This window comes from Paraburkholderia terricola (assembly GCF_900142195.1).
Lineage (GTDB): Bacteria > Pseudomonadota > Gammaproteobacteria > Burkholderiales > Burkholderiaceae > Paraburkholderia > Paraburkholderia terricola.
Genome location: NZ_FRAB01000028.1, coordinates 15895 through 36029, shown reverse-complemented (window position 1 = coordinate 36029; position 20135 = coordinate 15895). Strand labels below are relative to the sequence as shown.

20 protein-coding genes are annotated in these 20135 nt (G+C 62.8%); 13 read left to right on the top strand and 7 right to left on the bottom strand.

Annotated elements, in window-relative coordinates:
- The first annotated feature begins 439 nt into the window (after positions 1 to 439).
- The 8 genes from BUE39_RS21995 to BUE39_RS21960 all read left to right on the top strand — a co-directional run bounded on the left by BUE39_RS21995 (position 440) and on the right by BUE39_RS21960 (position 9165).
- The gene (locus BUE39_RS21995; RefSeq protein WP_073430832.1) at positions 440 to 1534 is read left to right on the top strand and encodes an ABC transporter ATP-binding protein; all 1095 of its coding nucleotides are present in this window, start codon (positions 440 to 442) and stop codon (positions 1532 to 1534) included.
- Entirely contained in the window at positions 1521 to 2645 is a 1125-nt protein-coding gene (locus BUE39_RS21990; RefSeq protein ID WP_073430831.1) for an ABC transporter ATP-binding protein, read from the top strand. Before BUE39_RS21995 ends, BUE39_RS21990 begins: the two co-directional genes overlap by 14 nt.
- Entirely contained in the window at positions 2642 to 3556 is a 915-nt protein-coding gene (locus tag BUE39_RS21985) for a carbohydrate ABC transporter permease (protein ID WP_073430830.1), read from the top strand. Before BUE39_RS21990 ends, BUE39_RS21985 begins: the two co-directional genes overlap by 4 nt.
- Positions 3546 to 4358 carry a carbohydrate ABC transporter permease gene (locus BUE39_RS21980; protein WP_073430829.1) on the top strand — a complete coding sequence of 271 codons (813 nt, stop codon included), beginning with the start codon at positions 3546 to 3548 and terminating at the stop codon, positions 4356 to 4358. Before BUE39_RS21985 ends, BUE39_RS21980 begins: the two co-directional genes overlap by 11 nt.
- The gene (locus BUE39_RS21975) at positions 4358 to 4639 is read left to right on the top strand and encodes a DUF2160 domain-containing protein (RefSeq protein WP_073430828.1); all 282 of its coding nucleotides are present in this window, start codon (positions 4358 to 4360) and stop codon (positions 4637 to 4639) included. Before BUE39_RS21980 ends, BUE39_RS21975 begins: the two co-directional genes overlap by 1 nt.
- A 95-nt stretch (positions 4640 to 4734) precedes the next feature.
- Positions 4735 to 6477, top strand: coding sequence for an ABC transporter substrate-binding protein (locus BUE39_RS21970; protein ID WP_073430827.1), 1743 nt, complete (start codon positions 4735 to 4737; stop codon positions 6475 to 6477).
- A gap of 608 nt (positions 6478 to 7085) precedes the next feature.
- Positions 7086 to 8525: a sialidase family protein gene (locus BUE39_RS21965; protein WP_073430826.1), complete on the top strand. Its 1440-nt coding sequence runs from the start codon at positions 7086 to 7088 to the stop codon at positions 8523 to 8525.
- A gap of 139 nt (positions 8526 to 8664) precedes the next feature.
- Positions 8665 to 9165, top strand: a complete 501-nt coding sequence (locus BUE39_RS21960; RefSeq protein WP_073430825.1) for a low affinity iron permease family protein — start codon at positions 8665 to 8667, stop codon at positions 9163 to 9165.
- 27 nt (positions 9166 to 9192) lie between these two features.
- On the opposite strand, the gene BUE39_RS21955 is transcribed toward BUE39_RS21960, so the two are convergent.
- The 7 genes from BUE39_RS21955 to BUE39_RS21925 form a co-directional block, all read right to left on the bottom strand.
- Positions 9193 to 9522, bottom strand: a complete 330-nt coding sequence (locus BUE39_RS21955; protein WP_073430824.1) for a hypothetical protein — start codon at positions 9520 to 9522, stop codon at positions 9193 to 9195.
- Positions 9523 to 9735: 213 nt separating this feature from the next.
- Entirely contained in the window at positions 9736 to 10497 is a 762-nt protein-coding gene (locus BUE39_RS21950; protein WP_073430823.1) for an IclR family transcriptional regulator, read from the bottom strand.
- 30 nt (positions 10498 to 10527) lie between these two features.
- Complete coding sequence (locus tag BUE39_RS21945) at positions 10528 to 11280, bottom strand: amino acid ABC transporter ATP-binding protein (RefSeq protein WP_073430822.1); 753 nt, start codon at positions 11278 to 11280, stop codon at positions 10528 to 10530.
- Positions 11277 to 11927 (bottom strand): amino acid ABC transporter permease, encoded by a 651-nt coding sequence (locus BUE39_RS21940; RefSeq protein ID WP_073430821.1) that lies wholly within the window; start codon positions 11925 to 11927, stop codon positions 11277 to 11279. The genes BUE39_RS21945 and BUE39_RS21940 overlap by 4 nt, the downstream gene beginning before the upstream one ends.
- 22 nt (positions 11928 to 11949) lie before the next feature.
- Positions 11950 to 12666 carry an amino acid ABC transporter permease gene (locus BUE39_RS21935; RefSeq protein WP_073430820.1) on the bottom strand — a complete coding sequence of 239 codons (717 nt, stop codon included), beginning with the start codon at positions 12664 to 12666 and terminating at the stop codon, positions 11950 to 11952.
- Between the two features lie 40 nt (positions 12667 to 12706).
- A complete protein-coding gene (locus BUE39_RS21930) occupies positions 12707 to 13543 on the bottom strand; it encodes an ABC transporter substrate-binding protein (RefSeq protein ID WP_073430819.1) in 837 nt (278 codons plus the stop codon).
- A gap of 195 nt (positions 13544 to 13738) precedes the next feature.
- Positions 13739 to 14665 carry a LysR family transcriptional regulator gene (locus BUE39_RS21925; protein ID WP_073430818.1) on the bottom strand — a complete coding sequence of 309 codons (927 nt, stop codon included), beginning with the start codon at positions 14663 to 14665 and terminating at the stop codon, positions 13739 to 13741.
- Between the two features lie 170 nt (positions 14666 to 14835).
- Here BUE39_RS21925 and BUE39_RS21920 point away from each other — a divergent pair, with 170 nt between their 5' ends.
- The 5 genes from BUE39_RS21920 to BUE39_RS21900 are packed head-to-tail and all read left to right on the top strand — an operon-like array spanning position 14836 to position 20119.
- A complete protein-coding gene (locus BUE39_RS21920) occupies positions 14836 to 16362 on the top strand; it encodes an ABC transporter substrate-binding protein (RefSeq protein WP_073430817.1) in 1527 nt (508 codons plus the stop codon).
- Between the two features lie 57 nt (positions 16363 to 16419).
- Entirely contained in the window at positions 16420 to 17337 is a 918-nt protein-coding gene (locus tag BUE39_RS21915; protein WP_073430816.1) for an ABC transporter permease, read from the top strand.
- Positions 17338 to 17346: 9 nt separating this feature from the next.
- Positions 17347 to 18252: an ABC transporter permease gene (locus BUE39_RS21910; RefSeq protein ID WP_073430815.1), complete on the top strand. Its 906-nt coding sequence runs from the start codon at positions 17347 to 17349 to the stop codon at positions 18250 to 18252.
- A 14-nt stretch (positions 18253 to 18266) separates the two neighbouring features.
- A complete protein-coding gene (locus BUE39_RS21905) occupies positions 18267 to 19256 on the top strand; it encodes an ABC transporter ATP-binding protein (RefSeq protein WP_073430814.1) in 990 nt (329 codons plus the stop codon).
- A complete protein-coding gene (locus BUE39_RS21900) occupies positions 19253 to 20119 on the top strand; it encodes an ATP-binding cassette domain-containing protein (RefSeq protein ID WP_073430813.1) in 867 nt (288 codons plus the stop codon). The genes BUE39_RS21905 and BUE39_RS21900 overlap by 4 nt, the downstream gene beginning before the upstream one ends.
- The last annotated feature ends 16 nt before the right edge of the window (positions 20120 to 20135 follow it).

Below are 20135 nucleotides of genomic sequence, written 5' to 3'. Positions count from 1 at the left end.
TTTCTGCTACGCTGACCGCCAACTTTCAGACCGCCGCGCATGCATGCCGGCTGCGTAATCGGTTATTCCATTGCTCGTAAGGGGTATCGACCACAAATGTTTCGCATTTGTATGGTTAACCCCGATTTATACGTAAACGAACAAAAAGGAACATCTTATTTGTTGTTTTGATTTCCATTCTGAACATAAGTACCCGCCTCGCATACAGAGCAGCGGCATAAAAAAGCCGGAGACAAATGGATGAGCAACACCACCTCAAGCAAGGTTCCAGCCCGCAACTTTTCGCCTCACGGCGCGCTGAAAGTTCGTTTCGCCCACCGGGCGCGCAGGCGAATGCCGCCCGCTTGAACGGGCCGTGAACGCGCACGCCGCCAGCGCGGCTATCTGACGTCCAGCAGCAACCGCAGCACCGAAAAGCGACACAAAAAAGGAGAGCAATTTGGTCTTGGAACTGGAGCGGGTCACCGTCGTTTCGGGCGGGCAGACGCATCTGTACGGCGTCGATCTGAGGCTCGTCCCCGGTGCCATCAACGTGCTGCTCGGGCCGACCCAGGCGGGCAAGACCACGCTGATGCGCGTCATGGCAGGACTCGACAAGCCGGCCACGGGCCGCGTGCTGGCCGACGGCCGGGACGTGACCGGCGTGAGCGTGCGGCAACGCAACCTCGCGATGGTCTATCAGCAGTTCATCAACTATCCGGCGATGACGGTGTTCGACAACATCGCATCGCCGCTCAAACTGCAAAAGACCGCCGCCGAGGAAGTGACGCGGCGCGTCAATGAAGTCGCGGCGAGGCTGCATATCGAACATCTGCTGCAACGGCGTCCGGCCGAACTGTCCGGCGGCCAGCAGCAGCGCTGCGCGCTCGCGCGCGCGCTCGTCAAGCGCGCTTCGCTGGTGCTGCTCGATGAACCGCTCGTGAATCTCGACTACAAGCTGCGCGAGGAATTGCGCGTGGAACTCGCCACGCTCTTCGCCGACGGCAAGACGACCGTGGTCTACGCGACCACCGAGCCGCTGGAGGCACTGCTGCTCGGCGGCTATACGGCGATCGTCGACAAGGGACGCGTGTTGCAGCACGGCCCGACGCTCGACGTCTACAACGCGCCCGCCAGCGTCGAAGTGGCCGCCGTTTTCAACGATCCGCCGATGAACATGCTCGTCAGCGATCTAACCGCCCAGGGCACCGCGCGTCTGCCGATCGGCATCGAGGTGCCGGTCAGGCAGGCGGCGAACGGCGCCGGCACGTGCCGCATCGGCATTCGCCCGGGCCACTTGCGGCTCGCGCCGCGCACGGCGCAGTCGGTCGCCGTGCCGTGCCGGCTCGAACTCGCCGAACTGAGCGGTTCCGAAACCTTCCTGCACCTGCATACGCACACCGGCGGCATCGACCTGATCGCGCAGTTGCAGGGCGTGCATCAGATCGAACTCGGCACGCAGCTCGACGTGTTCATCGACCCCGACGAACTGTTCATATTCGGCGCGGACACCAAATTGCTGTCCGGCCCGGAGGCGACTCATGGCGCGCATTGAGTTTCAGAATCTCGCGCACGCTTATGGTGTGAAACCCGGTGTGAAACCCGGCGCGCACCACGGCCCCGCTCCCGCCTCGCTCGAGGATTACGCGTTGCAGCCGATGAGCATGGTCTGGGAAGACGGCGGCGCGTATGCGCTGCTGGGGCCCTCCGGTTGCGGCAAGTCCACGCTGCTGAACATCGTCTCGGGACTCGTCACGCCGTCGGAAGGCAAGGTGCTGTTCGACGGACGCGACGTCACCGCGATGAGCCCGCGCGAGCGCAACATCGCCCAGGTGTTCCAGTTCCCGGTGATCTACGACACGATGAGCGTGTTCGACAACCTCGCGTTTCCGCTGCGCAACCGCAAGATCGCCGCCGCCGAAGTGCGCAAGCGCGTGCATGAAGTCGCGGAGATTCTCGACATGACGCGCGAATTGCCGCGCAAGGCGAGCAATCTCTCGGCGGACGCGAAGCAGAAAATTTCACTCGGGCGCGGGCTCGTGCGCAAGGACGTCGCGGCGATCCTGTTCGACGAACCGCTCACCGTGATCGATCCGCACATGAAGTGGATCCTGCGCCGTCAGCTCAAGAAGATCCATCAGCAACTCAAGCTCACGCTCATTTACGTCACGCACGATCAGGTCGAAGCGCTCACGTTCGCCGACGAAGTGGTCGTGATGACCAATGGCCGCGTCGTGCAGAAAGGCGGACCGGAAGCGCTGTTCCTGCGGCCCGATCATTCGTTCGTGGGCTATTTCATCGGCAGTCCGGGGATGAATCTGTGCCCGGTCGATCTGGATGCCGATGGCGTGAAAGTCGGCTCGCAGCGCCTGCAACTCGACGCGAACACGCTCGCCACGCTCAAGCATGCGAACGGCACGCTGACGCTCGGCATCCGCCCCGAGTTCGTGCGCCTCGCCGACAGCGGCGAGGCCGGCGCGGTGAAGGCGCAACTGCTGCGCACGCAACAACTCGGCAACTACCAGTTGGTCACCGCGCAATGCGACGGCAATGTGTTCAAGGCGAAGGTGGATCCTCATGTGCAACTGAATGAAGGCTCGCTCTGGCTGCGTCTCGCCGCGCCCGAAACCGTGTTCTTCGCCAACGACGAAAGGATCGCACGATGAACAAGCCCATCAACCAGAAGGCGTGGCTGCTGGTCGTGCCGGTATTCATCTGCGTCGCGTTCTCCGCGATCCTGCCGCTGATGACCGTGGTCAACTATTCGGTGCAGGACATCATTAGCCCGACGCAGCATGTGTTCGTCGGCACCGAGTGGTTCCGCGCGATCATGAACGACGGCGACCTGCGCGGCGCGCTCGGCCGGCAGATCATCTTTTCCGCGTGCGTGCTGCTGTTCGAGATTCCGCTCGGCGTCGGTCTTGCGCTGGCGATGCCGGCCTCGGGCTGGCGCGCGTCGGCGGCGCTCGTCGTGCTCGCCATGCCCCTGCTGATTCCCTGGAACGTGGTCGGCACCATCTGGCAGATTTTCGGCCGCCCGGATATCGGCCTGCTCGGTTACGTGCTCAACGTCTCGGGCATCGAATACAACTACACCGCGAGCCCCACCGCCGCGTGGGTCACCGTGCTCGTGATGGACATCTGGCACTGGACGCCGCTCGTCGCCCTGCTCTGCTACGCCGGTTTGCGCGCGATTCCCGACGCGTTCTACCAGGCCGCCGAAATCGACGGCGCGAGCCGCTTCGCCGTGTTCCGCTACATCGAGTTGCCGAAGATGCGCGGCGTGCTGATGATCGCGGTGCTGCTGCGCTTCATGGACAGCTTCATGATCTACACCGAGCCCTTCGTGCTGACCGGCGGCGGCCCCGGCGATTCCACCACGTTCCTGAGCCAGTATCTGACGCAAAAGGCGGTCGGCCAATTCGACCTCGGCCCGGCCGCGGCCTTTTCGCTGATCTATTTCCTGATCATCCTGCTGCTGTGTTTCATCCTTTATAACTGGATGGAGCGCGTCGGCAAGGGCGGCCCCGCCACCACGGGCACCGCGGCCACGACCGGAGACGACCATGCGCAATGACCGCCGCTGGACACGCACGCTGGTGCTGCTCGTCTACATTCTGTTCGCGCTGATTCCGCTCTACTGGATGCTGTCGATCTCGTTGCGCACCAACGAGGAAACGATGTCGACGTTCGCCATCTGGCCGCATCACGTGACCTTCGAGAACTACAAGGTGATCTTCACCGATCCGTCGTGGTACTGGGGCTACATCAACTCGATCATCTACGTGCTGATGAACACGGTGATGTCGGTGCTGGTCGCGCTGCCCGCCGCGTATGCGTTCTCGCGCTATCGCTTTCTCGGCGACAAGCACATGTTCTTCTGGCTGCTCACCAACCGCATGACGCCGCCCGCCGTGTTCCTGCTGCCGTTCTTCCAGCTCTATTCGAGCGTCGGTTTGATGGACACGTATATCGCCGTCGCGCTCGCCCACATGCTGTTCAACGTGCCGCTCGCGGTGTGGATTCTCGAAGGCTTCATGTCCGGCGTATCGCGTGAAATCGACGAGACCGCTTATATCGACGGCTATACGTTCCCCGCCTTCTTCGTGAAGATTTTCCTGCCACTGATCAAATCGGGCGTGGGCGTGACGGCGTTTTTCTGCTTCATGTTCAGTTGGGTCGAACTGCTGCTCGCGCGCACGCTCACCACCGTCAACGCGAAACCGATCGCCGCCGTGATGACGCGCACGGTGTCGGCGGCGGGCATGGACTGGGGCGTGCTGTCGGCGGCGGGTGTGCTCACCATCGTGCCGGGCGCGCTGGTGATCTACTTCGTGCGCAACTACATCGCCAAGGGCTTCGCAATGGGGAGAGTGTGATGCTGACGTGGATGTACTGGACGCCCGAGGTGGCGATCTTCTTCGGCTGCGTCGTGCTGATGCTGGCCGGCATGACCGTGTGGGAACTCCGTTCGCCCACCATCGAACGCAAGGGTTTTCTGCCGATCGCCACCACGCGCGGCGACCGGCTGTTCATTGGCCTTCTCACCGCCGCGTACATCAACCTCGCGTGGATCGGCATCGGCGCCGAAGGCGCGAACGCGTGGCCCGGCTTCGCGGCCTCGATGCTCGTGCTTCTCGCGATCATGTGGAAAGGCTGACGCCGCGGCGCAACTGAAAAAATACCGGCTCCCGTTGATGCCCCGGGCGGGCGCAGGAAGATGATCCAAGGGGTGTGGAGACACAGGAGAAGACCATGCAACAGAGGAGACGGATCGTCGCGCTCGCGGTCGCGGGCATTGTCGCGGGGGCCTTTGCGAACCACGCGGCGCGGGCCGGCATGCCCGAGGCGCAGAAATGGGTCGACAGCGAATTCCAGCCGAGCACGCTGTCGAAGCAGCAGCAGATGGACGAAATGAAGTGGTTCGTCGACACGGCCGCGAAACTGAAATCGCAGGGCGTGAAGGAGATTCACGTGGTGTCGGAAACCATCGACACGCACATGTACGAATCGAAAACGCTGGCCAAGGCGTTCACCGAAATCACCGGCATTCAGGTGAAGCACGACATCATCCAGGAAGGCGACGTCGTCGAAAAACTGCAGACGTCGATGCAATCCGGTCAAAGCATTTACGACGGCTGGATCTCGGATTCGGATCTGATCGGCACGCACTATCGCTATGGCGTGATCGTGCCGCTGTCCGACTACATGGCGGGCGAAGGCAAGCCGTACACGAATCCCGGTCTCGATCTGAAGGATTTCATCGGCACGAGCTTCACGACGGCGCCCGACAAGAAGCTCTATCAGTTGCCCGACCAGCAGTTCGCCAACCTCTACTGGTTCCGCGCCGACTGGTTCGCGCGCAAGGACTTGCAGGACAAGTTCAAGGCGAAATACGGCTACGAACTCGGCGTGCCGGTGAACTGGTCCGCGTATGAGGACATCGCCGATTTCTTCACGAACGAGGTCAAGACGATCGACGGCGAGAAGGTCTACGGGCACATGGATTACGGCAAGAAAGATCCGTCGCTCGGCTGGCGGTTCACCGATGCGTGGCTCTCGATGGCGGGCGAAGCCGACAAAGGCATTCCGAACGGCATGCCGGTCGACGAATGGGGCATTCGCGTGACGCCGGATGGCTGTCATCCGGTCGGGGCATCGGTTTCGCGCGGCGGCGGCACCAACAGCCCGGCCGCCGTCTTCGCGACGACGAAGTACATCGACTGGCTGAAGAAATACGCGCCGCCCGAAGCCTCGGGCATGACGTTCAGCGAAGCGGGCCCGGTGCCGGCGCAAGGCAAGATCGCGCAGCAGATCTTCTGGTACAGCGCGTTCACGGCGTCGATGCTCAAGCCCGGCAACGTGACCAATGCCGACGGCACGCCGAAGTGGCGCATGGCGCCGTCGCCGCACGGTCCGTACTGGAAGGACGGCATGCAGAACGGCTACCAGGACGTCGGCTCGTGGACGTTCTTCAAGTCCACGCCGCCGAACCAGCGCGCCGCCGCGTGGCTGTATGCGCAGTTCGTGACGTCCAAGAGCGTGTCGCTGAAGAAGTCGATCACCGGTCTCACGTTCATTCGCGATTCCGACATTCATAGCGATTACTTCACCAAGAACGCGGACAAGTACGGCGGTTTGATCGAGTTCTACCGCAGCCCGGCGCGGGTCGCGTGGACGCCGACCGGCAACAACGTGCCGGACTATCCGAAGATGGCGCAATTGTGGTGGAAGAACGTCGCGACCGCGGTGGCGGGCGAAAAGACGCCGCAAGCCGCGATGGATAATCTCGCGAAGGAAATGGACCAGGTCATGAGCCGGCTGCAGCGCGCGGGCATGAAGGTGTGCGCGCCGCAGTTGAATGCGGAAAGCGATCCGTCGAAGTGGCTGTCCGATCAGCACGCGCCGTGGAAGAAGCTCGCTAACGAAAAGCCGAAGGGCGAAACGGTGAAGTACGAGCAGTTGCTGTCCGCGTGGAAGGCGGGCAAGGTGCGGTAACCGCGGCGGTATGGCGGGAAGGTTTGAGGGGGCGGCACTTTGGGTGCCGCCTTTTTTTGTTGGCTGAAGCGCACGTGGGCTTATGCTGCACCGCGCACATTCCCCAACTCGGGCAAACCAGCGTTGTGACGCCACATGTTCCATTCGTTTACTTCGCCTCGTTTCCCATAGCATCTCGCGCGCTCGCGCTGCCCATGCATTTTCATTGTGTGGACACGGGCCGCCAGCGTTGCGCGCCGCAGCGCCGCGCGGCATGTTACAAAAAATCGCTGGCGGCGCGGTTCGTACGACCTAAATTCTTTTCAATCCCTGATGGTTGTCGTTAGCGCAAATGGACGCCAAGGCGGACGCACGTCCATAGGCCAGCAACGCAGACCGTGTTCGTAACGAAGTCCGTAGCCGACGCGCTGACGGTATCCAGCGCTTGCTGGCCCGTAGCATTGAAGCGGCAGTAGAAGCGACGAAAAAAACGGCGAACCAGGCGGGCGCTTTCGAGACGTTCATCGCGGGCGTATCAGCCGAGCCGAGCAATGCGAATCTCTCCTTTCCAGGCTGCGTGGAAGCTGCCGCTCCAACTGTTATGGGTCGCATATAAAAAGGAGTCTTTCATGCGACGCAACAAGTCTGTTCAGTATCTGGCCGGAATTCCGTTCGCCGTCATGCTGGCGGCCAGCACCACGAGCTGGGCTGCGCCCACGCTTGTTTCGGGCGCCAGTCCGTTTGCAAGCTGCAACATTGGCGGGCCCGGCACGCTCTACGTGAACGCCGAGGTAGAACCGTGGCTGGCCGTGAATCCCACCAATCCTTCCAATCTCATCGGAGTCTGGCAACAGGACCGATGGTCGAACGGCGGCGCGCATGGACTCGTGGCAGGCTTCTCGTTCGATGGCGGCCTGACGTGGAGGCAGACGCCGCTGCCCTTCAGCGCCTGCGCCAACGGTCTTGGATATGAGCGCGCTTCCGACCCGTGGGTCTCCATCGGTCCCGACGGCACCGCCTACTCCGTGTCCATTTCATTTAACCAGTCCAACAACAGCAATGCGGTGGGCGCGGCGGTTTCCCGGGACGGCGGCCAGAGCTGGGGGAATCTGAGCGTTCTCATCGCCGACAATGAGCCGACACTGCAATTCTTCAACGACAAGGAATCGGTGACGGCGAATCCCACCAAGGCCGGGGTGGCCTACGCGGTCTGGGACCGGCTCGAACTGCCGAACGGCAACCCCTACGCCAATCTGCATACCGCCGCCTTCCGGGGCCCGGCGATGTTCGCGAGGACCGTCGACGGCGGCGTGACCTGGAGCTCACCGTCAGTCATCGTGGACACCCCCGCGCGCCAGCAGACGATCGGCAATCAGATCGTGGTCAACTCGCAGGACGGCACGCTGTACAACTTCTTCGATCTGATCAGCCCGCCGTTCAGCAAGGCGGCCGGCAAGGTCGCGTTCGTCAGGTCGACCGACGACGGCGCCACATGGAGCAAGCCGCAGATCATCTCGGGTCTGCAAACCGTATCGGTCACGGACCCCAACACGGGACAGCCGGTGCGCACCGGCGACATCATCCCCGAACCGGCGATCGATCCGACGACAGGGCAACTCTATGTCGTCTGGCAGGACTCGCGTTTCAACGGCGGCCAGTACGACGAGATCGCACTGTCGACGTCGACGGATGGCGGGCGGACGTGGAGCGCACCGATTCGCGTGAACACGCCCTCCGGAAAACCCGCGTTCAATCCGTCGGTTCGCGTCAATTCGGCCGGAACAGTCGCCGTCACGTATTACGATTTCCGCGACCTCGCGGCAGGCAACACGACGACGCTGCCGACCAACTACTGGCAGACCACCTCGACCAACGGCGGCGCCAGTTTCGGCAGTGAGTTGAAGCTGTCCGGTCCGTTCGACATGATGACCGCGCCCGTTGCCGGGGGATTCTTCCTCGGCGACTATTCGGGCCTGGATGCAAGAGGCACGTCGTTCCTCTCGTTCTTCGTTCAAACCAACTCGGGCAACACGTCCAATCGCACGGATGTCTTTTTCGTGGCGCCCTAGTTCCTGTCAGTCTGACGAATCGCCGACCGCCCCCATGCAACTGGGCGGCCGGTGCCTTGCATGAGCGCCGATAGGAAGGAAAGCCACGCCGCCGTCTATGCCATGATCCCGTATATCAAACCGAATAACGGAGATCAGGATGAACGGCAAATGGTTTTCGAGGTTCTCCAGCTACCTTTCGACAATGACTGGACGGCCCACCACTTTTGTCGTCGCCGTTGGGCTGGTGGTTGCCTGGGGATTGACCGGCCCGCTGTTTCACTTCAGCGACACATGGCAACTGGTGATCAACACATCGACCACGATCGTCACGTTCCTGATGGTGTTCCTCATTCAGAACACGCAGAACCGCGATACGGCTGCCATGCAGATCAAGCTCGACGAACTGATTCGCGCAATGGAAGGCGCGCACAACGCGCTGCTCGATCTCGAGGAACTCGACGAAAAAGATCTACGCCGTTTCCGCAAGCAGTATGAAAAACTGGCCGAGGCCGCGCGCACGGCGCTGAGCGAAGGCGGCACCGACACCGATTCGCCGTTCATCGACAACAGGGATGCCGATGAGCATAAGGATGGCGATGAGCGCCGCGACGACGAGGGCCGAGATCGCAAGCCGGGCGCCCCGCCGCCACGCCGCTAGGCGACGCGCCGCGCGTCGCCCGTGCTTCTATGGACAAGCGACATGATCGCTTTTCGAGCCGACATAGATGCTGTCCACCTTGCATCGGGAAGTGGACTTCGCGCCGTTGACCGTGAAGTGCGCGTCGCCGGGTTGATGACAGCCTTTCGTCACTTCCAGCACGCAGGCCTGTGGACCGTCGATGATCTTCTGAAGCGCCGTGCTCTTGTTCCGCAAATACTCCGTCGCCTCCGACTTCGTGTATTGCGCGACGTTGCTGTTCTCCTGACTGTCCCAACCGTCCTTGAATTGAATCGCCGCGTAGCCGGGCGTGCCGGCGAAAAGCAGTGCAGCGCAAAGAAAGATAAATCTGAGCATGTCGTTCTCCTGGTGGTTGACGCGTCTTTATTGTCTTTTGCGTCGCGGCGCGTTTCCATGGAGCAAACGACATGGGGCGACTACCCATGCCGGGCGACATACTCGTCGATGAAAGGAGAAGATCATGCAAGGGAAGCGGACAGATCCGGCGCGGACCTGGAAGCGGCAGCACTCGAGCAATGCTCCGGGCAAAAGCCCAACGATTCGTGACCGTTACAACCGCGCGTAAGGCTGCGATAACGCCTTTGCGGAACGAATGAGATCTTCCAGCATCGTCGCGCGCTTTTCCGGCGCGGTGTCGCGGCTCGTCATGAAGCAAAGCGCGGCTACGGCCAGGCCCGAGCGGTCGCGAATGGGCGCAGCCATGCAGTAGCGAAACGTATGCGAGAGCCCTTCGGTGCAGCAGTACCCCAGTTCGGCCGCGCGTTCGACGTCGCTGAGAAACGCCTCGAATTCAACGCGCCGGCCATTGTCGAGCACGAAGTCCTCATCTGGAATCAACGCGCGAATCTCGTTCGCGCGCAGGTGCGCGAGCAATAGGCGGCCCGTTGCGGTCCACGGAATCGGCACCTTCACGCCGATGTCGGAACTGATATTGAACGGCCGAGAACTGTTCTCCGACAACACCACCGTGTACTTGTTGCCTTCGAGCATGCACAGTTGCGCGGTCTCGTCGTGATTGCGGACCAGCGCGAGAATCGCCTGATGCGCGCGGCTGATCAGATCGTTGTGCACCGCATAGTCGGACCCGTAGTAATGCATCTCGCGGCCGAAAAACACGCTGCCGTCCGCGGCGGTTTCGAGCCATCCCGCTTCCGTGAGAATCGTGACCAGTTCGTAGATGCTCGAACGCGGCGCACCGGTCGCTTCGATCAACTCGCGCATCGTCAGCGGACGCCGCGCGATATGCAACTGCTTGAGTATGCCGACAACGCGGTCGACTCCCCTCGCCCTCGATGATTCAGGTGCAGGCATGCATTCAACTCCGTCGGCGACAGGTTTTCGTTAGTGGTCGAGTACGCGATGCAGGAACTGGCGCGTGCGCTCGTTCTGCGGATTCACGAAAATCTGTTCGGGAGCGCCCTGCTCCGCGATCACACCCTTGTCCATGAACACGACGCGATCAGCGGTCTTGCGTGCGAAGCCCATCTCGTGCGTGACGACAACCATCGTCATGCCGTCGCGCGCCAAGCCGCGCATGACCTCGGTGACTTCGCCGACCAGTTCGGGGTCGAGCGCGGACGTGGCTTCGTCGAAGAACATGATGCCGGGCTCGACGGCCAACGCCCTCGCGATCGCCACGCGCTGCTGCTGTCCGCCCGAAAGCTGGCTCGGGTAATGCTCGGCGCGATCGGCGAGACCCACGCGGTCGAGCGCTTCGAGCCCACGCCTGCGCGCGTCCGCCGCGCTCATCTTGCGCGCCTTGATGAGCGCGAGCGTCACGTTGCCGAGCGCGGTCTTGTGCGGAAACAGGTTGAACTGCTGAAACACCATGCCCACGTGGCCGCGAATGTCGCGCGCGCGGCGCGCGTCGTGCAGCGGTACTTCATTGACCCAGACCTCGCCCGCATCGGCGGTTTCGAGACCGCTCATGATGCGCAGCACCGTGCTTTTTCCGGAACCGGACGCGCCGATCAGCACGAGGACTTCTCCGGGGCTAACGTCGAGGTCGATGCTCTTCAGAACCTGCGTGGCGCCGAACGACTTGCTGACGCCGGCAAGATTGATGATCGGTTTCGACGTAATGACGCTGGTCATGACAACACGCTCCTTCTTCGATCATGGTGGCGCACCCACTGCGATAGCGGAAAGCACACGATGAAATACAGCACGGCGACCAGTCCATAGATTTCGACCGGCTTTCCGGCCCGGTCGACGATGGCCTGGCCGCCGTGCATCAACTCCGACATGCCGATCATGCTGACGATCGACGTATCCTTGATGAGCGACAGATACTGGCCGATGAGCGGCGGCATGACGATCTTCCCGGTTTGCGGCAGCGCCACCGAAAAGAACGTTTGCGTCTTGCTGAGGCCGAGAATCTGCGAGACTTCCCATTGGCCCTTGGGGACCGCCTCGATACCCGAGCGGAACACCTCGGCGATATAGGCGCCTTGATAAATGCTCAGGCCCAACGCTCCCGCCGCGAACACGTCGATTGCATAGCCGAAGTACGACACACCGAAATAGATCAGCATCAGCGTGATCAGCACGGGCGTGCCGCGAAACAGTTCCGTGTAGAGCCGCGCGATGCGTGGCGTGCCCCACGGCCCGAATGAGCGCAATACCGCCGCGAGCAGTCCGATCAGCGTGCCGCCGACAATCGATGCCGCTGAAAGCAGCAACGTCATCAATAATCCTTGCAGCAGGATCGACAGGCTGGTCAACAGCAAGTCGCTAGACATGTTCGATCTCCGGTTGAGGCGCTTACGTGCGGTCGGCTTGCCGCGCGGCGAAGAACAGCCGGCGCGCGCGCTTCTTCATGACGAGCGGCGGATGAAAAATCCGCGCGCCGAGCTGGCCCGCCGCCCATGACAGCACGTTGCTCAGCACCAGATACGCGGCGAGCGTGATCGCGAACGTTTGAATGTAGAGCAGCGTGCGCGCATTGATGACGGTCGCGGTTCCGCTCAACTCCGGCAACGCGATTGCGGACAGCAGCGAGGTGCCGAGCAAAAGCTGGATCAGGTTATTCACGATCGCCGGATAAACGGCGCGGGCCGCCTGCGGCAGCACGACCTCCATGAAAATCTGCGAGCGTTCCAACCCGAGAATCGACGCGGCCTCCAACTGGCCGCGCGGCACCGACTGGATACCCGCGCGAAACACTTCAGCCAGATAAGCGCCGACGTTGACGCCCAGCGCGATCACACCGGCCGTATAGGCGTTAAGCGTGACGCCGAGCGAAGGAAGACCGAAGAACACGATGAAGATTTGCAGCAGCACCGGCGTGTTGCGAATCGCCTCGATATAGACACGCGCGGCCACTCGCAACAACCTGATGCGCGCTGCGCCTGCGAGCGCCGTCAGCAAGCCGAGCAGCATGGCGATGGCGAAGGCGAGCAACGTGACCTGGAGCGTCAGCCACGCGGCGCGAACGAAATCGTTCGAATAACCCGCGAGGGTCACCCATTCATAGCTCATGGTTCCTCCGTCTCTCGCGCGGCATTCGGCCCACCGCCGATCAGTATTGCGGATTCAGCGGAAAGCGCGGCTCTGCGCCGAACCACTTCTTGTAGAGTTGCGCGTTCATCTTCGACGCGTTGATCTGGAACAGGAACAGGTTCAGGTAGTTGAGCCAGATCTGATCGCCCGCCTTGACGCCGAATGCGTTGTATTCGAGCGGAACCAGCGCTTCGTCGGTCACGGTCAGGTTCGGATCGAGCGATGCCTGATACGCGAGAAAGTTGTTGTCCTCGATCATCGCGTCGGCCTGGCCCTGCTTCACCGCGAGGATCGCGGCTTGCGAGCTGTCGAATTCCTGGATCTTCACCTTCATGTTCAGCGAGCGCACTTCGTCGCCATTGGTCGAACCCTTGACGGTGGCAATCGTGCGATCCGCCATGTCGTTGACGGACTTGATGCCGCTGCTCTTCTTCACCAGCAGCGCTTCGCTCGCCACCACATACGGATTGGTGAACGCGATTTCCTTCGCCCGTTCCAGATTGCGAGTGAAGTTGCAGAACACCACGTCGACCTTGCTGGTTTGCAGATTCGGAATACGGTTCGCGCTCGTCGTATTCACGACTTCGAGCTTCACGCCCATCTGCTTCGCCAGTTCTTTCGCGAGATCGACGTCGTAGCCATCGGGCTGGCCGTCCTTGTCATAAAAGCCGAACGGCGCAAACGTCAGGCAATCGCCCACTCGCAACGTCCCGCGCTGAAGCACCTGTTTCAGCGTCGAATCGGCCGCGGCCCCAGGCTGATCCGACGGCGCGACCTTCGTGCAACCGGCAAACACCAGCAGACCGGTCACAGCGAACAAACAAGCGAATCTGGCGCTTTCTCTGACAAATCTCATTTTGGGTTCCGCTCGGAAAGAAAGAAGGTCGGCGCGATTGAATCGACGCTGAGGCGCTCATGCGCGGCTGTCCGATATACCGGAATGCAATCCGGCACAGCAGATGGAGCGCAGTGTTTCACGGAAAAAAAACCGTTGCAATGGGGTGGACAACGGGTACGCGATGCCCGCGCAACGCGTGCGAAGCGCGATGCGCTAACGCGTGCTGTCGGCCTCGGCTTCCGCGAAACGGCCGCGCAGAAACTCCAGAAACAGTTGCACGACCTTCGGCAGCGTGCGGCCGACGAGCGTCTGCAATTCGATGCAGCGCGCGTCCATGCCGAGGTCATGAATCGGGATCACCGCCAGTTCGCCGCGCAGTTGCCGGTGTCGAACCGTGACTTCGCCCGCGATCGAAATGGCGTCCGACGCAAGCGCGAAATTATGGAGCGACACGATGTAGTTGCTCACCACGACAGGCTCGATCACGAGGCGCAACTGGCTCGCGACGATATCGAACACTTGCCGGATCGTCGTGCCGGTGTCGGGCAGTGCGAGCGGATAAGCGCTCACTTGCGACAGCGATACCTGTTCGAAGCGCGCGAGCGGATGACCGCGGCGCATCACCGCCATGACGGGCGCCGCCTGCCGGTGCTCGACCTTGATCTCGCTCTGTGGCGTCCGGCTGAACGTCACGCCGATGTCCGCTTCGCCCTTGCGCACGCGCCGCGTCACCTCGGCCGGCGCGCTCACCAGGAGTTGGAAGATCATGCCCGGATACTTTTCGCGGAAGTCCGAGATCACCTGCGGCAAAAACTCGATCGCGAATCCCTCCGAGGTCGCGACCCGCACCAGGCCGCGCCGCAAGCCTTGCAGCGCATCGACGTCCTGCACCAGCCGGTCCGCCTCGAGCGCCATGCGAAACGCGTAAGCGGCGAGCATTTCGCCCGCCGCGCTCGCGACCATGCCGCGCGGCCGGCGCTCGAACAGCGGCGTGCCGAGCGCCTGTTCGAGGTTGGCGATCTGGCGGCTGATCGCCGAGCCGGCAACATTCAACCGCGTCGACGCTTCACTGATCGAGCCGCATCGCACGACCTCGAGAAAATAGCGCAGCGAGGTTTCCTGAAGATGGTGATGTTTCATGCCGGTCGTCCCATGCTGCGTGTGCGATGCCGCGTGTGCGATGCCGTTTCGGCAACGGAGATTTATTGTTTCGATAATAGTCGCAACAAAATTCCCCGATTAGTCTTCTCCTGTGATCGCATGACGTGAATCGTCGCGTCGTGGCGGCAACCTCTTCACGGGAGCTTGCAATGAATCGTCGTGCCGAACCCTTGCGCCTCGCGCTGCTCGCTGTTTGCCTGTCGGTTTCGCTGCATGCCCATGCGGGCAAGTCGAACGACACGCTCATTTACGCGTCCGACAGCGAGCCCGAGAACATCTCGCCCTATCACAACAATTTGCGCGAAGGCGTGATCATCGCGCACATGGTGTGGGACACGCTGGTCTACCGCGACCCCGCCACCGGCAGCTACAAGCCGGAACTGGCCACCGCGTGGAAATGGGAATCGCCGACCGCGCTGCTGGTCGATCTGCGCCGCGACGTGTCGTTCCAGAACGGCGACAAGTTCACCGCCGACGACGTCGTCTTCACGCTCAACTACGTCGTCTCGCCCGACTCGAAGGTCGTCACGCGGCAGAACACCGACTGGATCAGGAGCGCGGAGAAAGTCGGCGACTACCAGGTTCGCATCAACCTGAAGGCGCCGTTCCCGGCGGCGCTCGAATATCTCGCCGGCCCCACGCCCATCTATCCCGCGGCCTACTTCAAGAAGGTCGGCCTCGAAGGCTTCAGCAAGGCGCCGATCGGCACCGGTCCGTACAAGATCACCGCCGTCACGCCGGGCGTCGGCGTGACGATGGTGAAGAACCCCGCTTACTTCAAGGGCAGCCCGCTCGGCACGCCGAAGATCGGCACCGTCAAGTTCGTCGTGATTCCCGATCCCGAAACGCGCTCGGCGCAATTGATGACCGGCGCGGTGGACTGGATCTGGCGCGTGCCCGCCGACCAGGCCGATTCGCTCAAGGCGTCGCCGGATCTGACGGTGATCGGCGGCGAGACCATGCGGGTCGGCTATCTGTCGATGGACGCCGCCGGCACCTCCGCGCCGAACTCGCCGTTCAAGGACGCCCGCGTGCGCCAAGCGGTCAACTATGCGATCAACCGCGCCTCGCTCTCGAAGGACCTGGTGCGCGGCGGCAGCCAGCCGGTCTACGCGGCGTGCTTTCGCACGCAGTTCGGCTGCGATACGTCGGGCGTCGTCAAATACGAATACAACCCCGCGAAAGCCCGCGAGTTGCTGAAGGCCGCCGGTTATCCGAACGGCTTCGAAACGGATCTCTATGCGTATCGCGAGCGCGAATACGCGGAGGCGTTGATCGGCGACTTGCGCAAAGTGGGCATCAACGCGCGGCTGCATTATTTGCAGTACGCCGCGTTGCGCACCGCGCAGCGCTCCGGCAAGACGCCGCTGACGTTCCAGGCGTGGGGTTCGTTCTCGGTCAACGATGCGTCAGCCTTCGTGAGCGTCTATTTCAAGGGCGGCCCCGACGACAGCGCGAAAGACGCGACTGTGGCGAAATGGCTCGATACCGCCGATACGTCGAACGATCCCGCGGTCCGCAAGGCGGATTACGCGCAGGCGCTCAACCGCATCAGCAAGGAAGCGTACTGGGCGCCGCTCTTTTCCTATTCGACGAACTATGCGTTCACGTCGTCGTTGAACTTCAAGGCGTATCCCGACGAGTTGCCGCGCTTTTACGAGGCGAGCTGGAAATAAGCCGCGCGCGCGTTTTGCCGACGCGCTGTTTCGTTACCTCACTTTGCTGGAGCGCTCATGCTTGCCTACGTGCTTCGCCGGCTCGGTCTCGCAATCGCGGTCGCGCTGACCGTGTCGATCGTCAGCTTCGCGCTGCTGCACTTCTCCGGTGACCTGGCGACCGCGATCGCGGGACCGGAAGCGACCGCGGCCCAGGTCGACGCGCTGCGCGTGCAATACGGCCTCGACCGTCCCGTGACCGCGCAATATGTCGACTGGTTGTGGCACGCGGTTCATCTGGACTTCGGCCGCTCGTTCTTCTTCCAGTCGTCGGTGATGGAACTGATCGCCGAGCGCCTGCCGATCACGCTGAAGCTTGGCGGCATCGCGCTGCTGATCGCGGTGCTGGTCGCGATTCCGCTGGGCGTGATCGCGGCGCTCTACCGCGACAGTTGGGTCGACCGCCTCGCGCTGCTGATCGCGGTGATCGGCCAGGCCATGCCGAGCTTCTGGTTCGGCCTCACGCTGATCCTGGTCTTCGCGGTCGGCCTCAAATGGCTGCCGGTGGCGGGCAACGCCAGTTGGCAGCATTTCGTGTTGCCGGCCATCGCGCTCGGCTACTACGCGACGCCCGCGATGATGCGGCTCACGCGCGCCGGCATGCTCGACGTGCTCGGCGCGGACTACATTCGCACCGCGCGCGCCAAGGGTCTGAGCCCGGCTCGCGTCGTGTTCAAGCATGCGCTGCGCAATGCGCTGATTCCGGTGGTCGCGCTCGCCGCCGTGGAACTGGGCTTCATGCTCGGCGGTTCGGTGGTGATCGAATCGGTGTTCTCGCTGCAAGGTCTCGGCCAGCTCGCGTGGGACGCCATCGCCCGCAACGACTTTCCGGTCGTGCAGGCCGTCGTGCTGATCATCGCCATGTTCTATATCGCGCTGACCTTTCTCGCCGACGTCGCCAATGCGGCGCTCGACCCTCGCATCCGCACTCGCTAGGAACGGCTCATGGCATCGCATTCCCCCACCTTGCCCGCGCTGCGCGTCGACACCGCGCCAGTGCCGCCGTGGCGCCGCGCGCTGCGCCGTGTGCTCGGCCAGCACGGTCTGACGATCGGCGCGACGCTCCTCGCGATCATCGTCATGGCCGCGCTGTTCGCACCGCTGCTCGCGCCGCACGATCCCTACGGCCAGGATTTGTCGCGCCGTCTGCTGCCGCCGGTGTGGCACGCCAAGGGCAGTTGGCTGCATGCGCTCGGCACCGACAAACTCGGCCGCGATTATCTGAGCCGGCTGCTGTACGGCGCGCGCGTCTCGCTGATGATCGGCGCGGCCGCGGCAGCCATCTCCGGGCTGATCGGCACGACGCTCGGCGTGCTCGCCGGCTATTTCGGCGGCCGCGTCGACGGCCTGATCAGCTACGTCATCACGACGCGGCTCGCGATGCCGGTCGTGCTGGTCGCGCTCGCCATGTCGTCGCTGATCGGCGGTTCGCTCAAGACCGTGATCCTGCTGCTCGGCCTGCTGCTGTGGGACCGCTTCGCGGTCGTATCGCGCTCCGTCACGCAGCAGTTGCGCGACGCCGAATTCATCGCCGCGGCCAAGGCCGTGGGCGCATCCACGTTCTACATCCTGTTGCGCGAACTGCTGCCGAACATCATGAGCGCGCTGATCGTCGTGGCGACGCTCGAAATGGCGCACGCGATCCTGCTCGAAGCCACGCTGTCGTTTCTCGGTCTCGGCGTGCCGCCGCCGATGCCGTCATGGGGGCTGATGATTTCCGAAGGCAAGGCGTACATGTTCTTCCAGCCGTGGGTGATCCTGATTCCGGGCAGCGCGCTCGCGGTGCTGGTCCTCGCCATCAATCTGGTGGGCGACGGCATGCGCGATCTGACGACCCCCGACGGCCGCTAACGAGGAGACAGACGATGGACGTATTGCTCGACGTCAACAACCTGCAAGTCGATCTGCCCACGCCAAACGGCATGCTGCACGCGGTGCGCGGCATCGACTTCCAGATCGAGCGCGGCGAGATGCTGTGTCTCGTCGGCGAATCCGGCTGCGGCAAATCGATGACCTCGCTCGCGCTGATGGGCCTGCTGCCGCGTCGCGCGACGCGGCGCGCGAACCGGCTCGCGTTCGACGGCATCGACTTACAGACGCTCGACAACCGCGTGATGAGCAAGCTGCGCGGCAACCGCATCGCGATGATCTTCCAGGAGCCGATGACATCGCTGAATCCGTCGTACACGCTCGGCAACCAGCTTTGCGAAGGACTGCGGCAACACCGCAACGTATCGAGCCGCGAGGCGCGCGACCGCGCTGTCTATCTGCTCGAACGCACGGGCATCGCCAACGCCGCCGAGCGGCTCGGCCAGTATCCGCATCAGCTCTCGGGCGGTCTGCGCCAACGGGTCATGATCGCGATGGCGCTCATGTGCGAACCCGATCTGATCGTCGCCGACGAACCGACCACCGCGCTCGACGTGACCATCCAGGCGCAAATCCTGCGCATGCTGCGCGATTTGCAGCGTGAATTCGGCACCGCCGTGCTGTTCATCACACACGACCTGGGCGTGGTCGCGCGAATCGCCGATCGCGTCGCCGTGATGTACGCGGGACAGGTGGTGGAAACCGCGCCCGTCGCGCAACTTTTCGCGCGGCCGGATCATCCGTACACGCGCGGCCTGCTCAACAGCATTCCCGTGCGCGGCAAGACGGCGCCGGGAAGTCATCTCGATGCGATTCCCGGCGTCGTGCCCTCGCTCGTCGGCGAGATCGACGGCTGCGCGTTTCGCAACCGCTGTTCGCTTGCTCGCGAGGCTTGCGCGCAAACGCAGCCGTTCGTCGAAACGGAGGCCGGTCATCACGCCCGCTGCATGTTGGCCGAAGCGTGCGCCGAGGAGGTGTTGCGATGAATGCCGTCATACCTTCTCCCGCCGCATCAGCGGGAAACGCTGCGCGAAACGACATCGCGCTCGAGTTGTGCGCGCTTGGCCGCACCTTTGAACTGGGCCGCGGACTGTTTCGCGCGCCGCGCCTGTTCAAGGCCGTGGACGATGTGTCGCTGCGGCTCCATCGCGGCGAGACGCTCGGTCTGGTCGGCGAATCGGGATGCGGCAAGAGCACGCTCGCGAAGATGCTGCTCGGCCTGCTCGCGCCCACCACCGGCAGCGTGTTGATCGACGGCCAGCAGATCGACCCGCGCGCGTCGCTGCAAATGGCGCAAAAGATCCAGCCGATCTTTCAGGACCCGTATTCGTCGCTCAATCCGCGCAAGACCGTCGCGCAGATCGTCGGCCTGCCCTTGCTGCTGCACCGTCGCGGCACACGCGCGAGCCAGGCTGCCGAAGTGAAACGGATGCTCGACCTCGTGGGCATGCCGGAACGCACGCACCGGCAGTATCCGAATCAGTTGTCCGGCGGACAGCGGCAGCGCGTCGCCATTGCCCGCGCGTTGATTTTGCGGCCCGGCATTCTGATTTGCGACGAACCGACTTCCGCGCTCGACGTCTCCGTGCAGGCGCAAATTCTCAACCTGCTGCTCGACCTGAAGGCCGAGTTCGGCTTGAGCTATTTGTTCATCAGCCACGACCTGGGCGTGGTCGAACATCTCGCCGACCGCGTCGCCGTGATGTATCGCGGCAGCATCGTCGAACAGGCGAGCCGCGAAGAAATTTTCGCCAATCCGCGCAATCCGTACACGCGGACCCTGCTGTCCTCCGTGCTGACGCCGGAGCCGGGCCTCGGCCTGCCCGAACTGAACCGCGACGCGGCCTGAACACCTAATTTTTCCT